Annotated in this window: 21 protein-coding genes and 4 pseudogenes; 4 read left to right on the forward strand and 21 right to left on the reverse strand. The window is 56.3% G+C overall.

Annotation, left to right across the window (positions count from 1 at the left end; all coding sequences use genetic code 11):
* The first annotated feature begins 12 nt into the window (after window positions 1-12).
* On the forward strand, window positions 13-1017 hold the full coding sequence (locus tag KB892_RS30220; protein ID WP_000427619.1) for an IS110-like element IS5075 family transposase: 1005 nt from the start codon (window positions 13-15) through the stop codon (window positions 1015-1017).
* 253 nt (window positions 1018-1270) lie between these two features.
* Here KB892_RS30220 and KB892_RS31355 read toward each other — a convergent pair.
* From KB892_RS31355 to KB892_RS30245, 5 genes and pseudogenes are all read right to left on the reverse strand, one after another.
* Window positions 1271-1375 (reverse strand): annotated as a pseudogene (locus tag KB892_RS31355) (Arm DNA-binding domain-containing protein); the annotation flags it as partial.
* A 121-nt stretch (window positions 1376-1496) separates the two neighbouring features.
* Window positions 1497-1721 (reverse strand): hypothetical protein, encoded by a 225-nt coding sequence (locus KB892_RS30230; protein ID WP_000743213.1) that lies wholly within the window; start codon window positions 1719-1721, stop codon window positions 1497-1499.
* Entirely contained in the window at window positions 1718-2455 is a 738-nt protein-coding gene (locus KB892_RS30235; RefSeq protein WP_001446887.1) for a recombinase family protein, read from the reverse strand. Before KB892_RS30235 ends, KB892_RS30230 begins: the two co-directional genes overlap by 4 nt.
* A gap of 485 nt (window positions 2456-2940) precedes the next feature.
* On the reverse strand, window positions 2941-3081 hold the full coding sequence (locus tag KB892_RS30240) for a hypothetical protein (RefSeq protein ID WP_001044210.1): 141 nt from the start codon (window positions 3079-3081) through the stop codon (window positions 2941-2943).
* A 5-nt stretch (window positions 3082-3086) separates the two neighbouring features.
* Window positions 3087-3791, reverse strand: coding sequence for an IS6-like element IS26 family transposase (locus tag KB892_RS30245; RefSeq protein WP_001067855.1), 705 nt, complete (start codon window positions 3789-3791; stop codon window positions 3087-3089).
* 79 nt (window positions 3792-3870) lie between these two features.
* Here KB892_RS30245 and KB892_RS30250 point away from each other — a divergent pair, with 79 nt between their 5' ends.
* Window positions 3871-4371 (forward strand): hypothetical protein, encoded by a 501-nt coding sequence (locus KB892_RS30250; RefSeq protein ID WP_001239317.1) that lies wholly within the window; start codon window positions 3871-3873, stop codon window positions 4369-4371.
* 149 nt (window positions 4372-4520) lie between these two features.
* Window positions 4521-5162 carry a type A-2 chloramphenicol O-acetyltransferase CatII gene (locus tag KB892_RS30255; protein ID WP_001011939.1) on the forward strand — a complete coding sequence of 214 codons (642 nt, stop codon included), beginning with the start codon at window positions 4521-4523 and terminating at the stop codon, window positions 5160-5162.
* A gap of 132 nt (window positions 5163-5294) precedes the next feature.
* On the opposite strand, the gene KB892_RS30260 is transcribed toward KB892_RS30255, so the two are convergent.
* The 8 genes and pseudogenes from KB892_RS30260 to KB892_RS30295 form a co-directional block, all read right to left on the reverse strand.
* Window positions 5295-5999 carry an IS6-like element IS26 family transposase gene (locus tag KB892_RS30260; protein ID WP_001067855.1) on the reverse strand — a complete coding sequence of 235 codons (705 nt, stop codon included), beginning with the start codon at window positions 5997-5999 and terminating at the stop codon, window positions 5295-5297.
* Between the two features lie 125 nt (window positions 6000-6124).
* On the reverse strand, window positions 6125-6499 hold the full coding sequence (locus tag KB892_RS30265) for a hypothetical protein (protein ID WP_008324180.1): 375 nt from the start codon (window positions 6497-6499) through the stop codon (window positions 6125-6127).
* A 625-nt stretch (window positions 6500-7124) separates the two neighbouring features.
* Window positions 7125-7484: a hypothetical protein gene (locus tag KB892_RS30270; protein WP_015493069.1), complete on the reverse strand. Its 360-nt coding sequence runs from the start codon at window positions 7482-7484 to the stop codon at window positions 7125-7127.
* A 61-nt stretch (window positions 7485-7545) separates the two neighbouring features.
* On the reverse strand, window positions 7546-7869 hold the full coding sequence (locus KB892_RS30275; RefSeq protein ID WP_008324183.1) for a hypothetical protein: 324 nt from the start codon (window positions 7867-7869) through the stop codon (window positions 7546-7548).
* Window positions 7866-8594, reverse strand: a complete 729-nt coding sequence (locus KB892_RS30280; protein ID WP_008324185.1) for a plasmid SOS inhibition protein A — start codon at window positions 8592-8594, stop codon at window positions 7866-7868. The genes KB892_RS30275 and KB892_RS30280 overlap by 4 nt, the downstream gene beginning before the upstream one ends.
* A complete protein-coding gene (gene psiB, locus KB892_RS30285; protein WP_008324186.1) occupies window positions 8591-9022 on the reverse strand; it encodes a conjugation system SOS inhibitor PsiB in 432 nt (143 codons plus the stop codon). Before psiB ends, KB892_RS30280 begins: the two co-directional genes overlap by 4 nt.
* A 42-nt stretch (window positions 9023-9064) precedes the next feature.
* Window positions 9065-11074 (reverse strand): annotated as a pseudogene (locus KB892_RS30290) (ParB/RepB/Spo0J family partition protein).
* Window positions 11075-11144: 70 nt separating this feature from the next.
* Window positions 11145-11375: a DUF905 domain-containing protein gene (locus KB892_RS30295; protein ID WP_015493071.1), complete on the reverse strand. Its 231-nt coding sequence runs from the start codon at window positions 11373-11375 to the stop codon at window positions 11145-11147.
* A gap of 284 nt (window positions 11376-11659) precedes the next feature.
* Here KB892_RS30295 and KB892_RS31770 point away from each other — a divergent pair.
* Window positions 11660-11883: pseudogene (locus tag KB892_RS31770) on the forward strand (hypothetical protein); the annotation flags it as partial.
* Between the two features lie 117 nt (window positions 11884-12000).
* On the opposite strand, the pseudogene KB892_RS30300 reads toward KB892_RS31770, so the two are convergent.
* The 8 genes and pseudogenes from KB892_RS30300 to KB892_RS30335 form a co-directional block, all read right to left on the reverse strand.
* A pseudogene (locus KB892_RS30300) lies at window positions 12001-12318 on the reverse strand (hypothetical protein).
* Window positions 12319-12352: 34 nt separating this feature from the next.
* Window positions 12353-12607: a DNA polymerase III subunit theta gene (locus KB892_RS30305; protein ID WP_015493072.1), complete on the reverse strand. Its 255-nt coding sequence runs from the start codon at window positions 12605-12607 to the stop codon at window positions 12353-12355.
* 192 nt (window positions 12608-12799) lie between these two features.
* Entirely contained in the window at window positions 12800-12991 is a 192-nt protein-coding gene (locus tag KB892_RS30310) for a hypothetical protein (protein ID WP_015493073.1), read from the reverse strand.
* Window positions 12992-13033: 42 nt separating this feature from the next.
* Window positions 13034-13540 (reverse strand): antirestriction protein ArdA, encoded by a 507-nt coding sequence (locus KB892_RS30315; RefSeq protein WP_015493074.1) that lies wholly within the window; start codon window positions 13538-13540, stop codon window positions 13034-13036.
* Window positions 13541-13944: 404 nt separating this feature from the next.
* A complete protein-coding gene (locus KB892_RS30320) occupies window positions 13945-14724 on the reverse strand; it encodes a hypothetical protein (protein ID WP_015493075.1) in 780 nt (259 codons plus the stop codon).
* 53 nt (window positions 14725-14777) lie between these two features.
* Window positions 14778-15197 carry a DUF1380 family protein gene (locus KB892_RS30325; RefSeq protein WP_015493076.1) on the reverse strand — a complete coding sequence of 140 codons (420 nt, stop codon included), beginning with the start codon at window positions 15195-15197 and terminating at the stop codon, window positions 14778-14780.
* A gap of 10 nt (window positions 15198-15207) precedes the next feature.
* On the reverse strand, window positions 15208-15429 hold the full coding sequence (locus tag KB892_RS30330; protein WP_015493077.1) for a hypothetical protein: 222 nt from the start codon (window positions 15427-15429) through the stop codon (window positions 15208-15210).
* Window positions 15429-16106 carry a DNA methylase gene (locus KB892_RS30335; RefSeq protein WP_002211749.1) on the reverse strand — a complete coding sequence of 226 codons (678 nt, stop codon included), beginning with the start codon at window positions 16104-16106 and terminating at the stop codon, window positions 15429-15431. Before KB892_RS30335 ends, KB892_RS30330 begins: the two co-directional genes overlap by 1 nt.
* Window positions 16107-16427: the final 321 nt, after the last annotated feature.

Genomic DNA, 16427 nt, shown 5'->3' on the forward strand with positions numbered 1-16427 from the left:
CGGAGAACCATCATGGAAAACATTGCGCTTATTGGTATCGATCTGGGTAAGAACTCTTTCCATATTCATTGTCAGGATCATCGTGGGAAGGCCGTTTACCGTAAAAAATTCACCCGACCAAAGCTAATCGAATTTCTGGCGACATGCCCGGCAACAACCATCGCGATGGAAGCCTGTGGCGGTTCTCACTTTATGGCACGCAAGCTGGAAGAGTTAGGGCATTTTCCAAAGCTGATATCACCGCAATTTGTCCGCCCATTCGTTAAAAGCAACAAAAATGACTTCGTTGATGCTGAAGCTATCTGTGAAGCAGCATCACGTCCATCTATGCGTTTCGTGCAGCCCAGAACCGAATCTCAGCAGGCAATGCGAGCTCTGCATCGTGTCCGTGAATCCCTGGTTCAGGATAAGGTGAAAACAACTAATCAGATGCATGCTTTTCTGCTGGAATTTGGTATCAGCGTTCCGCGAGGTGCTGCCGTTATTAGTCGACTGAGTACCCTTCTTGAGGACAGTAGTTTGCCTCTTTATCTCAGCCAGTTACTGCTGAAATTACAACAGCATTATCACTATCTTGTTGAGCAGATTAAAGATCTGGAATCTCAGTTGAAACGAAAGTTGGACGAAGATGAGGTTGGACAGCGCTTGCTGAGTATTCCCTGCGTTGGAACGCTGACTGCCAGTACTATTTCAACTGAGATTGGCGACGGGAAGCAGTACGCCAGCAGCCGTGACTTTGCGGCGGCAACAGGGCTGGTACCCCGACAGTACAGCACGGGAGGTCGGACGACATTGTTAGGGATTAGCAAGCGGGGCAACAAAAAGATCCGAACTTTGTTGGTTCAGTGTGCCAGGGTATTCATACAAAAACTGGAACACCAGTCTGGCAAGTTGGCCGACTGGGTCAGGGAGTTGTTGTGTCGGAAAAGCAACTTTGTCGTCACCTGTGCTCTGGCAAACAAGCTGGCCAGAATAGCCTGGGCACTGACGGCGCGACAGCAAACTTACGAAGCATAAAGGCAGAAATACACCAGTTTAAACAATCATTCATCTGGTTTTGCGAATACTGATATTGATGATACTAACGGCCCACCGGCCTGTTGAGGAACCTGTAAAACGGAAAGGCTCATTGAAGCCGTATATTTTCTGGAGGTTCATCAGGCGCGGAACTCATCGAGGCGCGGGAATAAAATCCCATTCAGACGCCGGATAGATTCAAGCAAGCCAACTTGTCGTCAAAATCGGTGTTGCAAAAACGGGAGTGACCATAGATTCCGTTTTCTGAGGCGACCCCCACATAGAGACCTTCCCGGTCATTCACTTTGTAGAGTTTGTCCCTGGGCTTGAGATTGCGCAGCTTGGTATCGGTCAGCATGTACCTTGTCCTTCTTCGTCTCCGATACCCACTCGATTGTAAACAAGCACACAAAACCCTTTAGTGACAACAATTTGCAAGAACTATCAGGCTCAGTGCCATGAAAAATACCATGACCAGATCATGAGGTTGAACACGGCTTGCGCCGGCAGCGTTCACGCTCCTGGTCGGCGATCTCGCCCGGCTGCAATGCTAGCTCAGCATCGGTCATGCGCTCCAGCACGTCGCGTAGGCGGATGGTGCAAGGAATGGGCGGCAGCTCGAACTCATAGCCGCCGGCGATCATTTCGGCCGCAATCTCCTCGGTGATGAAAAACGGCTCGTCGTCTTGGTTCGGCTTCTTCATGCCCTTTCCTCCTGGCGCTCATCCTGGCCGACAGCGGCCAGGGCATCGGCTTCCGTCAATGCGTCCTCCACGAACGCGCCGTGCTGCTTCGCTTCGGCCTGGCTGACCTCGGCCCATATCCGTTTCACCTGGGCCGCACTGTACCCGGCCAGCTCGGCGGTCTTGTTGATGCTGTAGCCGGACTTGCGCAGCGCGACAACTTGGGCGCGGCGCTTCGGATCAGCACGGCGGCCCTTGTACCGCCCGGCCTGGCGGGCCAACTCAATGCCTTGGCGCTGGCGTTCGCGCCTGTCCTCGTAGTCGTCGCGGGCCATCTGCAAGGCCAGGCGAAAAAGCATGATCTGCACGGCTTCCAGCACGATCTTGGCGACGCCCTGGGCCTCGGCCGCCAGGTCGGATAGATCGACCACGCCAGGGACGGCCAGGCTTGCGCCTTTGGCCTGTATCGAGGCCACCAGGCGCTCGGCCTCGGGCAAAGGTAGGCGGCTGATGCGGTCGATCTTCTCGGCAATGACCACCTCGCCGGGCTGTAGGTCGCCGATCATGCGCAGCAGCTCAGGCCGGTCGGCGCGTGCGCCGGATGCCTTCTCACGGTAGATGCCGGCGACGTAGTAGCCGGCGGCCTTCGCGGCCGTAGTGATCGCCTCTTGGCGTTCCAAGTCCTGCGCGTCGGTGCTGACGCGCAGATAGACCCGCGCCACCATCGGCGCGGCTACTGGCTTCGTCCTGCGCATACTTGCGGGCTCCTTTGGGCATACGCAAAGTGTCCGGTCATGCTACCCCCGGCCAAAAAGGCCGTCATGCGATTTATCTTGGCCGGGTCGTTATTGGCGGGTCTAAATGGCCGCTCCGTGGATCTCATCGCCAGAAATGGCGATGCGAGATCCAGGGCAGGGCGGCCGCCATCGTCAGACCTGGCGATGGTCGACGCCGGCGCGCATCGTCGGATGTGGCGATGCGAGCTCGAGGTCGGTGGCCACCGCCGGCGACCTGGTGCCATCGTCGGCAATGGCGATGCTGCAGCTCGACGTGCGCGGCCTGGTCGTCTCGGCATCGTCGGATGCGGCGATGCTCGAGCGAGGCGAAAAAAAACCGCCTCGGGGTGTCCGAGGCGGCAAGTCTGCATGCGGTTCAGGGAGGAAGAAACCGCGCCGGCGATCAGGGAGGAAAACCGCGCGGCCTGATGTGCAGCTCGGCCACTTTAGCCGGATTTTTCGACTTATCCGATGCGAGCGGCCCGCCGTGGGCGCTGCTCGATCTGCTGTTGCTTTTTCTCGACGTGCTTCTGCTCCTGGTGCTGCTGCTCGTCGCGCGGCACTGTTGCAAAGTTAGCGATGAGGCAGCCTTTTGTCTTATTCAAAGGCCTTACATTTCAAAAACTCTGCTTACCAGGCGCATTTCGCCCAGGGGATCACCATAATAAAATGCTGAGGCCTGGCCTTTGCGTAGTGCACGCATCACCTCAATACCTTTGATGGTGGCGTAAGCCGTCTTCATGGATTTAAATCCCAGCGTGGCGCCGATTATCCGTTTCAGTTTGCCATGATCGCATTCAATCACGTTGTTCCGGTACTTAATCTGTCGGTGTTCAACGTCAGACGGGCACCGGCCTTCGCGTTTGAGCAGAGCAAGCGCGCGACCATAGGCGGGCGCTTTATCCGTGTTGATGAATCGCGGGATCTGCCACTTCTTCACGTTGTTGAGGATTTTACCCAGAAACCGGTATGCAGCTTTGCTGTTACGACGGGAGGAGAGATAAAAATCGACAGTGCGGCCCCGGCTGTCGACGGCCCGGTACAGATACGCCCAGCGGCCATTGACCTTCACGTAGGTTTCATCCATGTGCCACGGGCAAAGATCGGAAGGGTTACGCCAGTACCAGCGCAGCCGTTTTTCCATTTCAGGCGCATAACGCTGAACCCAGCGGTAAATCGTGGAGTGATCGACATTCACTCCGCGTTCAGCCAGCATCTCCTGCAGCTCACGGTAACTGATGCCGTATTTGCAGTACCAGCGTACGGCCCACAGAATGATGTCACGCTGAAAATGCCGGCCTTTGAATGGGTTCATGTGCAGCTCCATCAGCAAAAGGGGATGATAAGTTTATCACCACCGACTATTTGCAACAGTGCCCTGTTTAGAGTACTATATGCGCCTGCAACAGTGGGCCACCGAAAATATTAAAAAACTGCTTTATCTCGCGGGGGATGACGCGGTGATTAATTACGGGAAAATGCGGCTGGAATTTTTGCAGAAAGCACTGGCGCAGGATACCTCCGGTGACTTCTGCTTTCGTGTGCTGCATCCGGAAGTGTCTGGCCCGCCGGATATGAAAAAGGCTTCCGCCGGGTACCGTGACTTTATTATCGGTAACAGAGCGTTGCTGGATCTGGTGAATTCAGCCGGTGAAGGGGCTCCGGTTGCGCATTATTCCGCTGATGAAATTCAGTCATTATTTTCGGCACAAATACAGGGGTCGGTGGATAAATACGGCGATAGTTTCCTGACGGATGATCCGTATGTGCTGGCGGAAGACAAGCTGCAAACCTGTCAGATGGAAATTGATTTAATGGCGGATGTGCTGAGAGCACCGCCCCGTGAATCCGCAGAACTGATCCGCTATGTATTTGCGGATGAGTGGCCGGAATAAATAAAACCGGGCTTAATACAGATTAAGCCCGTATCGGGTATTATTACTGAATACCAGACAGCTTACGGAGGACGGAATGTTACCCATTGAGACAACCAGACTGCCTTCTGATTATTAATATTTTTCACTATTAATCAGAAGGAATAACCATGAATTTTACCCGGATTGACCTGAATACCTGGAATCGCAGGGAACATTTTGCCCTTTATCGTCAGCAGATTAAATGCGGATTCAGCCTGACCACCAAACTCGATATTACCGCTTTGCGTACTGCACTGGCGAAAACCGGTTATAAGTTTTATCCGCTGATGATTTACCTGATCTCCCGGGCTGTTAATCAGTTTCCGGAGTTCCGGATGGCAATGAAAGATAATGAACTGATTTACTGGGAACAGTCAGACCCGGTCTTTACTGTCTTTCATAAAGAAACCGAAACATTCTCCGCACTGTCCTGCCGTTATTTTCCGGATCTCAGTGAGTTTATGGCGGGTTATAACGCGGTAACAGCAGAATATCAGCATGATACCAGGTTGTTTCCGCAGGGAAATTTACCGGAGAATCACCTGAATATATCATCGTTACCCTGGGTGAGTTTTGACGGATTTAATCTGAATATCACCGGAAATGATGATTATTTTTCCCCGGTTTTTACAATGGCAAAGTTTCAGCAGGAAGGTGACCGCGTACTATTACCTGTTTCTGTACAGGTTCATCATGCAGTCTGTGATGGTTTTCATGCAGCAAGGTTTATCAATACACTTCAGCTGATGTGTGATAACATACTGAAATAAATTAATTAATTCTGTATTTAAGCCACCGTATCCGGCAGGATTGGTGGCTTTTTTTTATATTTTAACCGTAATCTGTAATTGGCACTGTTGCAAAGTTAGCGATGAGGCAGCCTTTTGTCTTATTCAAAGGCCTTACATTTCAAAAACTCTGCTTACCAGGCGCATTTCGCCCAGGGGATCACCATAATAAAATGCTGAGGCCTGGCCTTTGCGTAGTGCACGCATCACCTCAATACCTTTGATGGTGGCGTAAGCCGTCTTCATGGATTTAAATCCCAGCGTGGCGCCGATTATCCGTTTCAGTTTGCCATGATCGCATTCAATCACGTTGTTCCGGTACTTAATCTGTCGGTGTTCAACGTCAGACGGGCACCGGCCTTCGCGTTTGAGCAGAGCAAGCGCGCGACCATAGGCGGGCGCTTTATCCGTGTTGATGAATCGCGGGATCTGCCACTTCTTCACGTTGTTGAGGATTTTACCCAGAAACCGGTATGCAGCTTTGCTGTTACGACGGGAGGAGAGATAAAAATCGACAGTGCGGCCCCGGCTGTCGACGGCCCGGTACAGATACGCCCAGCGGCCATTGACCTTCACGTAGGTTTCATCCATGTGCCACGGGCAAAGATCGGAAGGGTTACGCCAGTACCAGCGCAGCCGTTTTTCCATTTCAGGCGCATAACGCTGAACCCAGCGGTAAATCGTGGAGTGATCGACATTCACTCCGCGTTCAGCCAGCATCTCCTGCAGCTCACGGTAACTGATGCCGTATTTGCAGTACCAGCGTACGGCCCACAGAATGATGTCACGCTGAAAATGCCGGCCTTTGAATGGGTTCATGTGCAGCTCCATCAGCAAAAGGGGATGATAAGTTTATCACCACCGACTATTTGCAACAGTGCCGTTGCTCATAATGTTTCTCCGGTGTGACTGGCGGCATCCCCTGCCGCCAGCCGGTTAAGTAATCAGTAATCCGCCGCCAGCTCGATCATCAGGTCAGCACATTCACCATCGGCACGTTCTTCTTCCGCAGTCGTCAGCATGTAACCCCGTTTCGCTGCCGCCCCCATAAACGCCGGACGGTCTTTCAGTGGCAGTTCTGCCAGGTAATGCATAGCCATACCCAGCAGACGGGACTCATAAATCTCGTAGTGCAGGCCACATCCCCGGTTAGCCTGTATTTCCATACGGGCCAGCACCACGTCCGCGCGAATAACATCGAACGGGTTACGGGAATGGATATTGCGCACAAAGCCATCAGTACGCAGGGACGAGGTTTTCACCCATCTTTCGGAAGATTCTTTGGTGGCGGTTTTGACGTTGACGTTCTGTGTGTTCATCCTGCTTTTCCTCCTGTCTGGTGGTTTATCCATCTCTCGGTGAGTTCCCTGGCGGCAAAGGGCAAAGGAGCAACGGCGGGGCGGCAGGAGAAGGGCGGAGACTAAAGTTTTTGCGGTCCCTCGCAAAAAGTTTTGGCGGAGTGCATTTCACCCTTCGGATGACGACACGACGGTGCTACGACAAGCCCTCCGCCCGGGGACTTAACGGGAGAGGGCTCGCCAGAGGTACGGGGAGAGGATGAACACACCCGACACGGCGGAACGACGTGGCGTCACCTGAGTGCCGGCGGCTTTATCGCCGGCATGGTGAAAGCGGCGTGACCGGAACGGTCACTGCGAGCCGGTGTTGACGTTGCGACAGTGGGATGGAAGCCCGTCAGGGCGGAGACGGTTTACCGGCTCCGTTTACGACAGCCCCGGTTCCCGTCAGGGAGGTCGCCCGCAGTCATGGCCAGTGACCCCGTCAGACAGCAGGCAAATTTGAAAAGATGATACAGACAACTGCCACCATAATTCGCAGCGTTCGTTCTTCAGAGGTGATTCACAGCAGGAAATTACAAAGCGTGAGGACCATATAAAAGAGCAGTTATACCGCAGGCATAACCGCTCTTTTTACTTTCCTGCCTCACGCTGGCGTATAGTTTGTTACCTTCGCCTCCAGTACACCCAGCCACTGACCAGAAGCAGAACACCGCTCAGCACCGCCAATTTCATCGGGGTTATGATCTCCCCAGAATTCCAGCTTGTATCCGATACCCCAGATAAAAAACGCCAGACCTGAAGCCACAATTCCCCACTTAAGGAGAAACAAGAGCACGTTGTCCAGCATACCTGGCGGATCGCGCCAGGTGATAACCAGCGCAATCAGGGCACAGATTGCCACCCCGGCATAGTACGCCGTGCCTCCCAACATCTCCGGCGCCGCGTAATGTATGACCAGCGTAAACAGGCCATTTAACAGCGCGACCAGTATCCAGTATCTCATCTCTAAATTATCCCTTTTAAGCACCCTGCCGACCGTATTCTGGCAGGATATGATATCAGACTCAGTGAGGCGACTTTCCCCGAAAATAATCCGGTCGCACCGTCAGTTCCCGCTCAATGAGTTCATCTGCAAACAGGGGCGCGATCCTGTTAACACGACGCGCCAGATTCCGTCGCCGCGTGGCCGCCTTTCGCTCATCGCTCCAGCGCCTGATCGGCCGTTCATACAGAAAATCAACGCAGACAGCATATCCGGCTCCTGCCACCCACAGTGACATCACGGACTCAGGGGCTGGCTTCCCGGCCTCCACCACTTCTGACGCCAGTTCAGGTTCACCGGGACAGGGACCGGGACGCTTCCAGCGCAGCGAGTAACGCCACTTCATACCTGACTCCGCGCTGTCAGCTTGTTGGGTACCATCCAGCGCTCCAGCTGCCGGACAGATCCCGGACTTTCCCTTGCCAGCGCATTCGTTTCAGCCATCACCGTCCAGAAAGGCTGACTCTCCATCGTCCAGCGCTCCATTGGCTCCAGTGACGGGAAACGCTCGCTCCAGCGCCAGAACATCTCTTCCAGGTCGTACTGGCGCAGTTCAGTCCCCGACCAGCGTGCGCTCCAGCTGCTGACCGTTTCAGGCGTATGGAATGCCAGCTCAATCTCCGCCTGCCCCGCCAGCGCCTGGTACGCCTGCTCACGCTGGCACCGTTCTTTGTGACGCTGTCGGGTGTATTTTTCATCCCGCAGGGCGTCCTGACAGCGAACCCGCTCGGTCTGCTGAAAGGCCACCTCCGGAAAGAGGCGCTGACCCGCACCAACGGGAAGCGGCAGCCAGCAACGCGTCCCGCGACTTTCAATCAGCGCATCGATGGCACTGAGCCAGCTGTCCCTGCTGCCCCGCAGCTCCCGCGCCGTCAGCACCGGCGCAAAATGATGGATTTCCCTGATAGTGATGCGCGTGCTGCCCGTGAGCCGCCGGAAAAAGGCGCTGGCATACGGATACATCGTGGACACCGCGCCGCGCGACCGCCGGCGTTCAACCTCCGCGATGGCCTCCATCGCGGCGCGTCGCTCAGGGCTGAAGGGAACCAGTGACAGGTTTGCAGGTATCATGCCGCGCCCTCCGCTGCCAGAATACTGATGATGCTGGCCTGACTGTATCCGTCCGCATCGAGACGCGCCGTCAGGCTGACGGTGTGGCTGACAAGCTCCGGCTGGTAGCCGCTCAGGGTACGAATGACGGAGAACGGGCGACCGCTGGCGGGCACGAACACCACCATCCACGCCGGACTGATGGCACCAGGACTGCACACCGCAATATGGTAATTGCCGTGCGAGGGGGTAAAGCGTATCTGTACGGGGAAGAAGCCGCCGAACTCGCTGCGGTACTCGCCGTTCACATCCCAGTTTTCAGGGCAGGACAGGTCACGCATGACGGCGTGGGTCAGTTCGCGGCGGAAGTCTTCGCCGCTGTCCCGCCAGTCCTCAAACTCATCACAGGACATCGTTTTCAGTACATCGGGGGTCAGAATAGTGCGCATGGGTATCTCCTTATCGCCGCCCCGCAGGGCGGCGCTCCGTTATCAGGCGGCGTGTGCCGTGTTGGTGGTGTCGTTGTCAGGGCTGTCGGTATCTGAAGCCGCGTCGTCTGCACCGGATTCACCCGCTGACTCCGGTCCTTTGAGCCATGCCGGAACCCAGCGGGTGTGCTGCATAAAGTGCTCCGCATGCGCTGCAGCATCGCCCTTCTTCATCTTCTCCGCGTCACCCGCCGCGCCCGTCAGCCCCGCCTCTTTCAGGGAGGCGACAATCTGCGGATGTTTCAGGCTGCCGAAGTAGTTGTCCTTCGTCGGCTGCCACCAGTCGCGCAGGTGGAAGCCGATTGCCGCCTCGACCGCATCGAGGGTACTGCGCGAGGTGTGCCCCATATCGCGGGTCTGCACCCCGTCAACGGAACAGGCCGTGCAGAAGGCCATCAGCGACATCAACACCCCGCCGTCAAGGGCAAAGAAGGTGGTGAAGTCCTTCTCCCACCCTTCCGGCAGCAGGGCTTTCAGCCTTGCCCGTTCGGTCATCAGGATGTTAAACGCTGCGCCATCCTTACCGGACGGGGCGTTCTCCGTCAGGCTGCCGTGAGATACAGTGAGGCTGATACGGAACGGATGCGTCGTGGTCAGGCAGCCCGAGAAGACGCAGGTACACATGCGCCAGACCATCAGCGCCACCGCCTTTTCGGGCTGCTGCATCAGCGCCGCCTGGACTGCCAGCGTACGTTCGGAGGTCATTTTCGTGAGCAGCGGAACACTGATCCCCTCTGCGGCGTCGGGCTGGTGTGAGGTGAATGGCACCGTTACGCTGCTGGTTACGGTTTCTTCAGGCATATCCGCTTTCAGGCGCACACCGCGCTGCACGTACACCTGCCCTTCGTACAGGCTGACCATCACTCCCGCGCCTGACTTCATGTCGTCAGTCCACGCGCTGGCTTCTGCCGCCGCCTGAATGGCGAGGATGTCCGCTTCGATCGCATCTGACTCGTCGCAAACGCTGTCATATGTATCGTACTGCTCCCGCAGCGCACCAAGACGCTGCTGCTGCTCAGGGGTGTACACCGGATCGGGTTCAGCAGGCTGCACGAACTCCTTACCGTCTTCGCCGTGGTACCAGATGCGGGCTGCGCGTCCGCGACTCCATGCCCAGCCCTCCCGCTGCTGAATGTCCTGCGCGATACGCTCCAGCTTTTCCTGCACCAGACGCTCAACCAGCACGCTGTCAGCCGTACCGTCGCCCTCGTCCTGGCTGAACAGATCTTCACGGACGTAACCCCCTGCCGCCTCGTAGGCATCGCGCCCGATAAAACGAAATTTGGCGTTGTCGGTGCGCATCTCGGTTTCGGTAATAGCGCGTTTAATCAGGTGTGCGGGCGCGTTTGACTAGCTGGCCTTCACGTTTTCGAATACCTCGACCTGACGGGCAGGATCGTCCTCGAGACAGAGCGCCTGACACTGCTCAACGGTCAGTTCGTCCTGTGCAAGCTTCTCCATCAGGGAGGGGGCGAGGTTTGCCAGCTTCAGCATGCGCTGCACGTGACGGGAGCCGAAGCCGAGCGCGTCGCCAGTCTGCGCGGGGGTTTTGCCCTGCCCTGCCAGCGTACGGAAACCTGCAATCTGCTCGGCGGGATGCATGGCGGCGCGCTGCTCGTTCTCGGCGACGGAGGCAAGGGCGGCAATGTCGTCGGAAACACGCTTCACCATAACGGTATGGTCAGCAGCGAGACGCCCTTCCTGCGCCAGCAGTTGCAGGGCAGTTAATCGGCGGCCACCTGCGGCCACGCCGGATTGTCCGTCCGCGAGGGTGTGAACAATAAGGTTCTGCAGCAGTCCGAGCGTCTCGATGGAGTCGGCCAGACCGCGAACGCTGTCCACGGAATAGGGGATGGAGCGCACGTTCAGCGGGGATTTAACGAGATCGGACAGCGGAACGTACTCGACCGCAGCGGCCTCAAGGGCGATCTTCAGGGCAGCCTCCTGTGCCTTCGTAATTTTTTTGCTGCTCGCTTTTTTGGGTGCTTTTGCTTTAACATCGGTTACTGACATAGTTGATACCTCACTGATTGATGATTGTCCGGCCCTGCGGAGTTACCGCTCCGGCAGGGCACCTTCTTATTTACTGCTGTTTACGAATACCGTAACGTTCGATGTAACGGTTGAGCCATTTCCCGGTATCCGCTTCAAAATTCCACGCGCGCCAGACCATTACGCCGTTCTGACGAACGACCAGACGAAAATGTGTACCCTGATCGTCCTCAATTGCCACGTTGGTGTACTGCGCCGCAACGACCTCAGCCTGTTCGCGGGTAAAGGTGTCGTCGGGTAAAACCGCCAGCGCCTCGCTCATGTTGCCCCTCCTTCTGAACCTGTTTTGCTTTTAAAAAACCATCACCCGTTGAGTTGCCGGGGCCGCGGTTTTGACGTTTTGCGGGGACCTGCTGAACGCCCACGCTGGTTGTTACCTTCACCCGTTTGAGAGCCGTTCGCCGCAGGGGCGTAAACCAGCGCGGGCGATGGCGGATGTCCGGGGCGCGGTTTACCGCGTGCCATTTACCCTGGACAGCTGACAGCGGCTGTGCTTGTCTCAGCCCCGGCGAAAGGACTCAAAAGGGTGAAAAAACCAGGCAAGGAATGAGCAGGAACCCGCCGCAACGACGGAAAGCGCGGGCGCGAAACGGCGTTGCCCCTTACAGCCCGGCGGCCGTTGATTTTCGCCGGGGTGCAGGGAGCGCAGGCCACGGCGCGACAGAGGCGGCGCATCCTGATAAGGATGCTGCAAGCCCTGGTGTTGCGTCATGGGATGGAAGCCCGAAGGGCGGAGACGGTTTACCGGCTCCGTTCACGACAGCCCGCCCGGACGCCCGCAATGAAAACGGGAACGGGCAGAAAACAGAAAACGGGAGGATAAGAATGGATTACATGCGGCTAAAATGATGGCTGACGATCATCCAGCTTGATGCCAGCCGGGAACATCAGGAGCGAAAATGCTTTTCTTTTCTGTACTGCACAACGCTATACCAGGCCGAAGCCAGGAAAGCAAAAACGGTGATCAGCACTCTTAATTCGTCCCCCGGTTCCTTCCCCTTCAGCATCAACATTATGATGATGCCGGCAACGATAATCCATGCAACGCCACCTCAGAGACGCAGTTTATCCGCCGCGACATTAATCAGGATAAAAGCAACGGCCAAGATTCCCCCCCATAGAGCCGGTACAGGCTGAAACGGAATAAACAACAGGTTAATACCGGTTAAAAGAGTCACGGCCGCAAACATCAGAGACATACGCATAAAATTTCCTCCCTGGACACACTGACTATAAGAATCACTTCTGCTGCTCATCTCCGGGTTTATGATATTCGGGCGCATTTGCGCGCGGCAGCTGCTGACTGTTCTGCCGATGAACGTCAAGCCGTTCACGGAAATACTGGCGAAGATGTTCAGGCTGTTCCCGTTCAGCCAGCTCCGGCACCACGGGCCTGTTCATCCTTTCCTGCCAGGCAACGGCAGCGGCGACTTTATCGACCGAGACCTTATCCTGATCTTCTTTTGAGAAAGAGGCGATATTCCACTTCGACATATGCATCACCGGTCTGCTTTACAGGAAGATATCCCTGATAATACGCACATTCCCGGGCAACAGCGACTGACAATGGAGAGGAGAGTGCGCGGCGCCGCAGGCGCGGCGAAGTTTCTCTCCGGCAGGCGCAGCCTGCCCGGTTTTTCGCGCGGGCTGACAGGCGCCCTCCGGCCCGGACGCCTGCCATCATACTTACTGGCCTTTTCCACCCTGTAAGATGAAATGACCGCCGATGTACACGGCACACTGACAGGTCATGTATTCGCAGATTTCATCCATCACCTGCGCGGTGGTCAGTTCCCGCTGACCGGCATCACGTCGGCGGGCATTAATCAGGGCTTTGTACTGTCGCAGGATCTCGCGGGTTTCCGGTGCAAGTTTCATACGTTTTCTCCTTAACCGGCGGGTTTGCCCGCCGGACATTAATCAGTTGCTGAAGACATAGCCGTCATGGAACACATAACCGCTGCTGAACAGGTCACGCGCCCAGGCTTCAAAATCGAAATAGCTGCGCAACGGCTCCGGCACCTCATTTAACAGGCCGTTGTCCTCCACCATCTCCCGCGCATAGTCTTCCTCGCTTTCCGCCTCGCCGCGGTACGCATCATCAAACGCGTCATAGTCACATTCGCCGGTATACTCCGCCCAGGCGATAAAAGCGGCTTCCCTGCCCTCTTCTTCGGCGCGTTTGTAAGCGGCGATAAAATCCCAGTCAATGGAGCATTCAGAGACGAACTGCGACGGGATACCTTCCCAGTCCTGAAACATAAACTCGGCATCCCATTCATCGGCATGCAGCGCCTGACAGGCCTCGTAAAAATCCTCCCTGCCGTCAAATTCCGTCAGATCAAACCATTTGCCGAAAATGCTGCCGCAGTTGTATTTGTGATACGTGCCCACGTAAACAGCGGGTGTGGTGGTTGTAGTGCGCATAAAAAATCCTCCCTAGTCGATGTCGTCTGAGTTCCGGCTTACGCCGTGCCGACACGACAGCCGGGCGAAAAGCGGAGGATGCAAGGGCGTCACCGAAGCCGCAGCGCAGTAAAAAAGCAGGAGCAGGCTGGACGGTTTGACGGCGAAAACTGAGCCGGAAAACGACGGGAAGACGGCGGATAACGTATGAAATAAACTGCGACCGGGTGAAGGTGACGGCGTTTACGCTTCCCTTGCATCAGCCGCGGCCCGGCTACAGTAGAGGCACGGCGTTTGCCGCAGGCCGCACGGGACGTTACTCAACGCGAAGCCGGAACAACGTGGAGGAAGAGCCGTAAAAGCGGAGCCGGCGACATCCTTATCCTTCGTGCCAGATTCAGGGGGCCGCCGCCCCCTGCTGTTCGCTAAACTGGCCGGATTGCTGACAGGGCATTGCGGACAAGACTGATTTCTGCACGCGCTTCTGCCATGACCTCATGTAACAGGGTTAAATCCATCCACCGGCGCGGAGGCTCGCCCGGAATACGCAGCACATCGCACATCTGGCCACATGCCAGGATTTGATCCACTTTGTCGCTGATAACAAAGAACTCGACGCTACTGTAGCGTGCCCCTTTGTTCAGGATGGCATCGAGCACCACCGGCAAATTGTCATCATCGTCCAGCCAGCAGGGCATATCATTTTCCTTCACAACCAGACGGAAGTTTCGGGTCTGGCGATAAAACAGCGTTTCCCCGCGCGTGTTCAGTGCCGCCTTTATCCGGCGCGCATCCTCCCATACCTGCCGGGATACATCCCGCACGGCGCGGGACAGGCAATCCGTTACAGCCTGAATCTCCGGCTCCGTCAGCCATTCCCCGGCCCAGGGGAAAGCTATCTGTGTTCCGTCCTCCGGAAGCTGCGGCGCGTCGGCATAGCGGCTGCCGGATAAAATAATCTGCGCTGGCGTCCCGGATATTTTTGTCATGGCACTTTGCAGATCTGCGGGTACGTCACCGGTACAAAGCAAAGGCAGCAGATGAACAATATTTGCCGCATCCAGACGGACATAAATGCTTATCCAGCCCGGTTTATTGACCGGATCACGCTGATCAACATCGGTATGGTCAGGCCATCCATAATCAGCAATCAAATCGCGCGCACGGCGCATAACAAGGGCGTTTAACGTGGTGGTTTCCTGCATAATGGGTTCCTCTGAACGGGGTCAGTACACGCCGCCCGGGCGGCGTGTTGATTTCATTTTTTCAGTAAGGCGCGAACTTTCGCCGCATCAGCCAGGCGACGGGTAACGCTTTCCGGGACCGGATGATTGCAGTCACGGGCGGTCCATTCTCTGTGCCATAACGCCTGTTCGGCAGTGGTCAGCAGGGTTTCAAGCAGGTCCGCCGGCACCATCACCGCCGGAACGGCCTCTTTCACCTGTTCAATCAGATCCATCACCGCACCGGCAGACACGCCCGACTCAAGCCGTTGTTCCTCCGGAATGGCGTCCATACGCGCCAGTACCGCCCTTGTGTCCTGCTCCGAAACGGCATATTCCATTCCGTCGGCCAGTGCTTCGATATCCGCCGGGGACCAGACAATGAGGTTCAAAGGGGTTTCTGCGGGATACTGCTCACGCAACAAGCGGCAGAGGGTTTCACAGGTTCCGTACATGTTTTTCTCCTTAGTCCTTAAAGCAGGCATCCAGCTCAAGCATTTCGTTGTATGCCGCCATAAACAGGGCATTGATGCGAAAAAGGGTCTGACGGGTCAGGCGTTCGGCCAGCACATCAGAGTCAAAGCGATAGCGGTGCTCCATCCCGTTCAGCGTCGCCCGCAGGTCACACATGCTGTTGGCGACTTCCGCCACTTCTGCGCGGAGTTTTTCGTGTCCTGCATAGTTCATTACGCGGCCTCCGGGAACTCGTCGTTAGCGGCCGGGTACTGCATGGCGCGCCGGACGGCGGCCAGACGCTGCTGTCCGGCCCGGTGATACTGCTCAAGCAATTCAATACCGATGTAACGACGGCCAGCCTGGAGGGCGGCCACGCAGGTGGAGCCACTGCCGGCAAAGGGGTCGAGCACAATCGCGCCGGGATGTGTGAAGGACTCAATCAACGGTTGCAGGCTGGTTACGGGTTTTTCGGTCGGGTGGTGCCGGTTGCCTGAATATTTCCACGCAATTACGTCATTCAACGGGTTTTGCGGCAGGGGCGGACGGCCTTTTGCAAGGATGTAGGCGCATTCGTGGCGATAGCCCACATATGCGGCCTTCGATGTGTAGGTTTTGGTAAACACCAGGTGGCCGACAACGCTGAATCCCGCATTTTTCCAGGCGGCCATAAAGCGATCGACGCGGTTCCAGCCGTAGAAGCTCACCATCAGCGCGTCTTTTTTCAGCACGCGATACATCTCATGGCAGGCGGGTTGCAGCCATTCATCAGTTTTATCGCCGGCGATGGTACGCCCCTGACGGTCACGAAAACCGACGAGATATGGCGGGTCGGTGAGAATGAAATCGACAGCATTATCCGGAAAGCCGGACATGATATGGACGCAATTACCCTGGATAAATCGGGACATAGTAGTTCTCCTTTCTCAAAGCGGCGCCAGTTACGCCGTGCCGATACGACAGCCGGGCGAAAAGTGGAGAATGCAGGGGCGGTGCCGCAAGCCGCAGCGCAGTGAAAAAGCCCACGCTGGCTGGACGGTTTGACGGCGAAAATTGAGACGGAAAACGACGGGAAGACAGCGGGTAAAGCCTTTGAAATAAACTGCGACCGGGTGAGGACACCGGCAGAGCGAACCCTTGCATTCGAAGCGGCCCGGCTACAGTAGCGGCACGGCGGCCACACGATGGCAGGAACCTGAAAAACGGCCTATTTTCTGAACTGATGAAAACAC

It is taken from the genome of Klebsiella sp. P1927, assembly GCF_018204675.1.
In the GTDB taxonomy this organism is placed as follows: Bacteria; Pseudomonadota; Gammaproteobacteria; order Enterobacterales; family Enterobacteriaceae; genus Klebsiella; species Klebsiella pneumoniae.

What these genes read in the sequence shown, in the direction of transcription:
- KB892_RS30230 (WP_000743213.1), bottom strand. Translation starts at nt 1,721, where the DNA reads ATGAAGAAGCCGAACCAAGACGACGAGCCGTTTTTCATCACCGAGGAG.
- KB892_RS30330 (WP_015493077.1), bottom strand. Translation starts at nt 15,429, where the DNA reads ATGAACTATGCAGGACACGAAAAACTCCGCGCAGAAGTGGCGGAAGTC.
- KB892_RS30270 (WP_015493069.1), bottom strand. Translation starts at nt 7,484, where the DNA reads ATGAGATACTGGATACTGGTCGCGCTGTTAAATGGCCTGTTTACGCTG.
- psiB (WP_008324186.1), bottom strand. Translation starts at nt 9,022, where the DNA reads ATGCGCACTATTCTGACCCCCGATGTACTGAAAACGATGTCCTGTGAT.
- KB892_RS30305 (WP_015493072.1), bottom strand. Translation starts at nt 12,607, where the DNA reads ATGTCGAAGTGGAATATCGCCTCTTTCTCAAAAGAAGATCAGGATAAG.
- KB892_RS30310 (WP_015493073.1), bottom strand. Translation starts at nt 12,991, where the DNA reads ATGAAACTTGCACCGGAAACCCGCGAGATCCTGCGACAGTACAAAGCC.
- KB892_RS30245 (WP_001067855.1), bottom strand. Translation starts at nt 3,791, where the DNA reads ATGAACCCATTCAAAGGCCGGCATTTTCAGCGTGACATCATTCTGTGG.
- KB892_RS30265 (WP_008324180.1), bottom strand. Translation starts at nt 6,499, where the DNA reads ATGAACACACAGAACGTCAACGTCAAAACCGCCACCAAAGAATCTTCC.
- KB892_RS30220 (WP_000427619.1), top strand. Translation starts at nt 13, where the DNA reads ATGGAAAACATTGCGCTTATTGGTATCGATCTGGGTAAGAACTCTTTC.
- KB892_RS30275 (WP_008324183.1), bottom strand. Translation starts at nt 7,869, where the DNA reads ATGAAGTGGCGTTACTCGCTGCGCTGGAAGCGTCCCGGTCCCTGTCCC.
- KB892_RS30235 (WP_001446887.1), bottom strand. Translation starts at nt 2,455, where the DNA reads ATGCGCAGGACGAAGCCAGTAGCCGCGCCGATGGTGGCGCGGGTCTAT.
- KB892_RS30320 (WP_015493075.1), bottom strand. Translation starts at nt 14,724, where the DNA reads ATGCAGGAAACCACCACGTTAAACGCCCTTGTTATGCGCCGTGCGCGC.
- KB892_RS30315 (WP_015493074.1), bottom strand. Translation starts at nt 13,540, where the DNA reads ATGCGCACTACAACCACCACACCCGCTGTTTACGTGGGCACGTATCAC.
- KB892_RS30335 (WP_002211749.1), bottom strand. Translation starts at nt 16,106, where the DNA reads ATGTCCCGATTTATCCAGGGTAATTGCGTCCATATCATGTCCGGCTTT.
- KB892_RS30325 (WP_015493076.1), bottom strand. Translation starts at nt 15,197, where the DNA reads ATGTACGGAACCTGTGAAACCCTCTGCCGCTTGTTGCGTGAGCAGTAT.
- KB892_RS30250 (WP_001239317.1), top strand. Translation starts at nt 3,871, where the DNA reads ATGCGCCTGCAACAGTGGGCCACCGAAAATATTAAAAAACTGCTTTAT.
- KB892_RS30295 (WP_015493071.1), bottom strand. Translation starts at nt 11,375, where the DNA reads ATGAGCGAGGCGCTGGCGGTTTTACCCGACGACACCTTTACCCGCGAA.
- KB892_RS30255 (WP_001011939.1), top strand. Translation starts at nt 4,521, where the DNA reads ATGAATTTTACCCGGATTGACCTGAATACCTGGAATCGCAGGGAACAT.
- KB892_RS30260 (WP_001067855.1), bottom strand. Translation starts at nt 5,999, where the DNA reads ATGAACCCATTCAAAGGCCGGCATTTTCAGCGTGACATCATTCTGTGG.
- KB892_RS30280 (WP_008324185.1), bottom strand. Translation starts at nt 8,594, where the DNA reads ATGATACCTGCAAACCTGTCACTGGTTCCCTTCAGCCCTGAGCGACGC.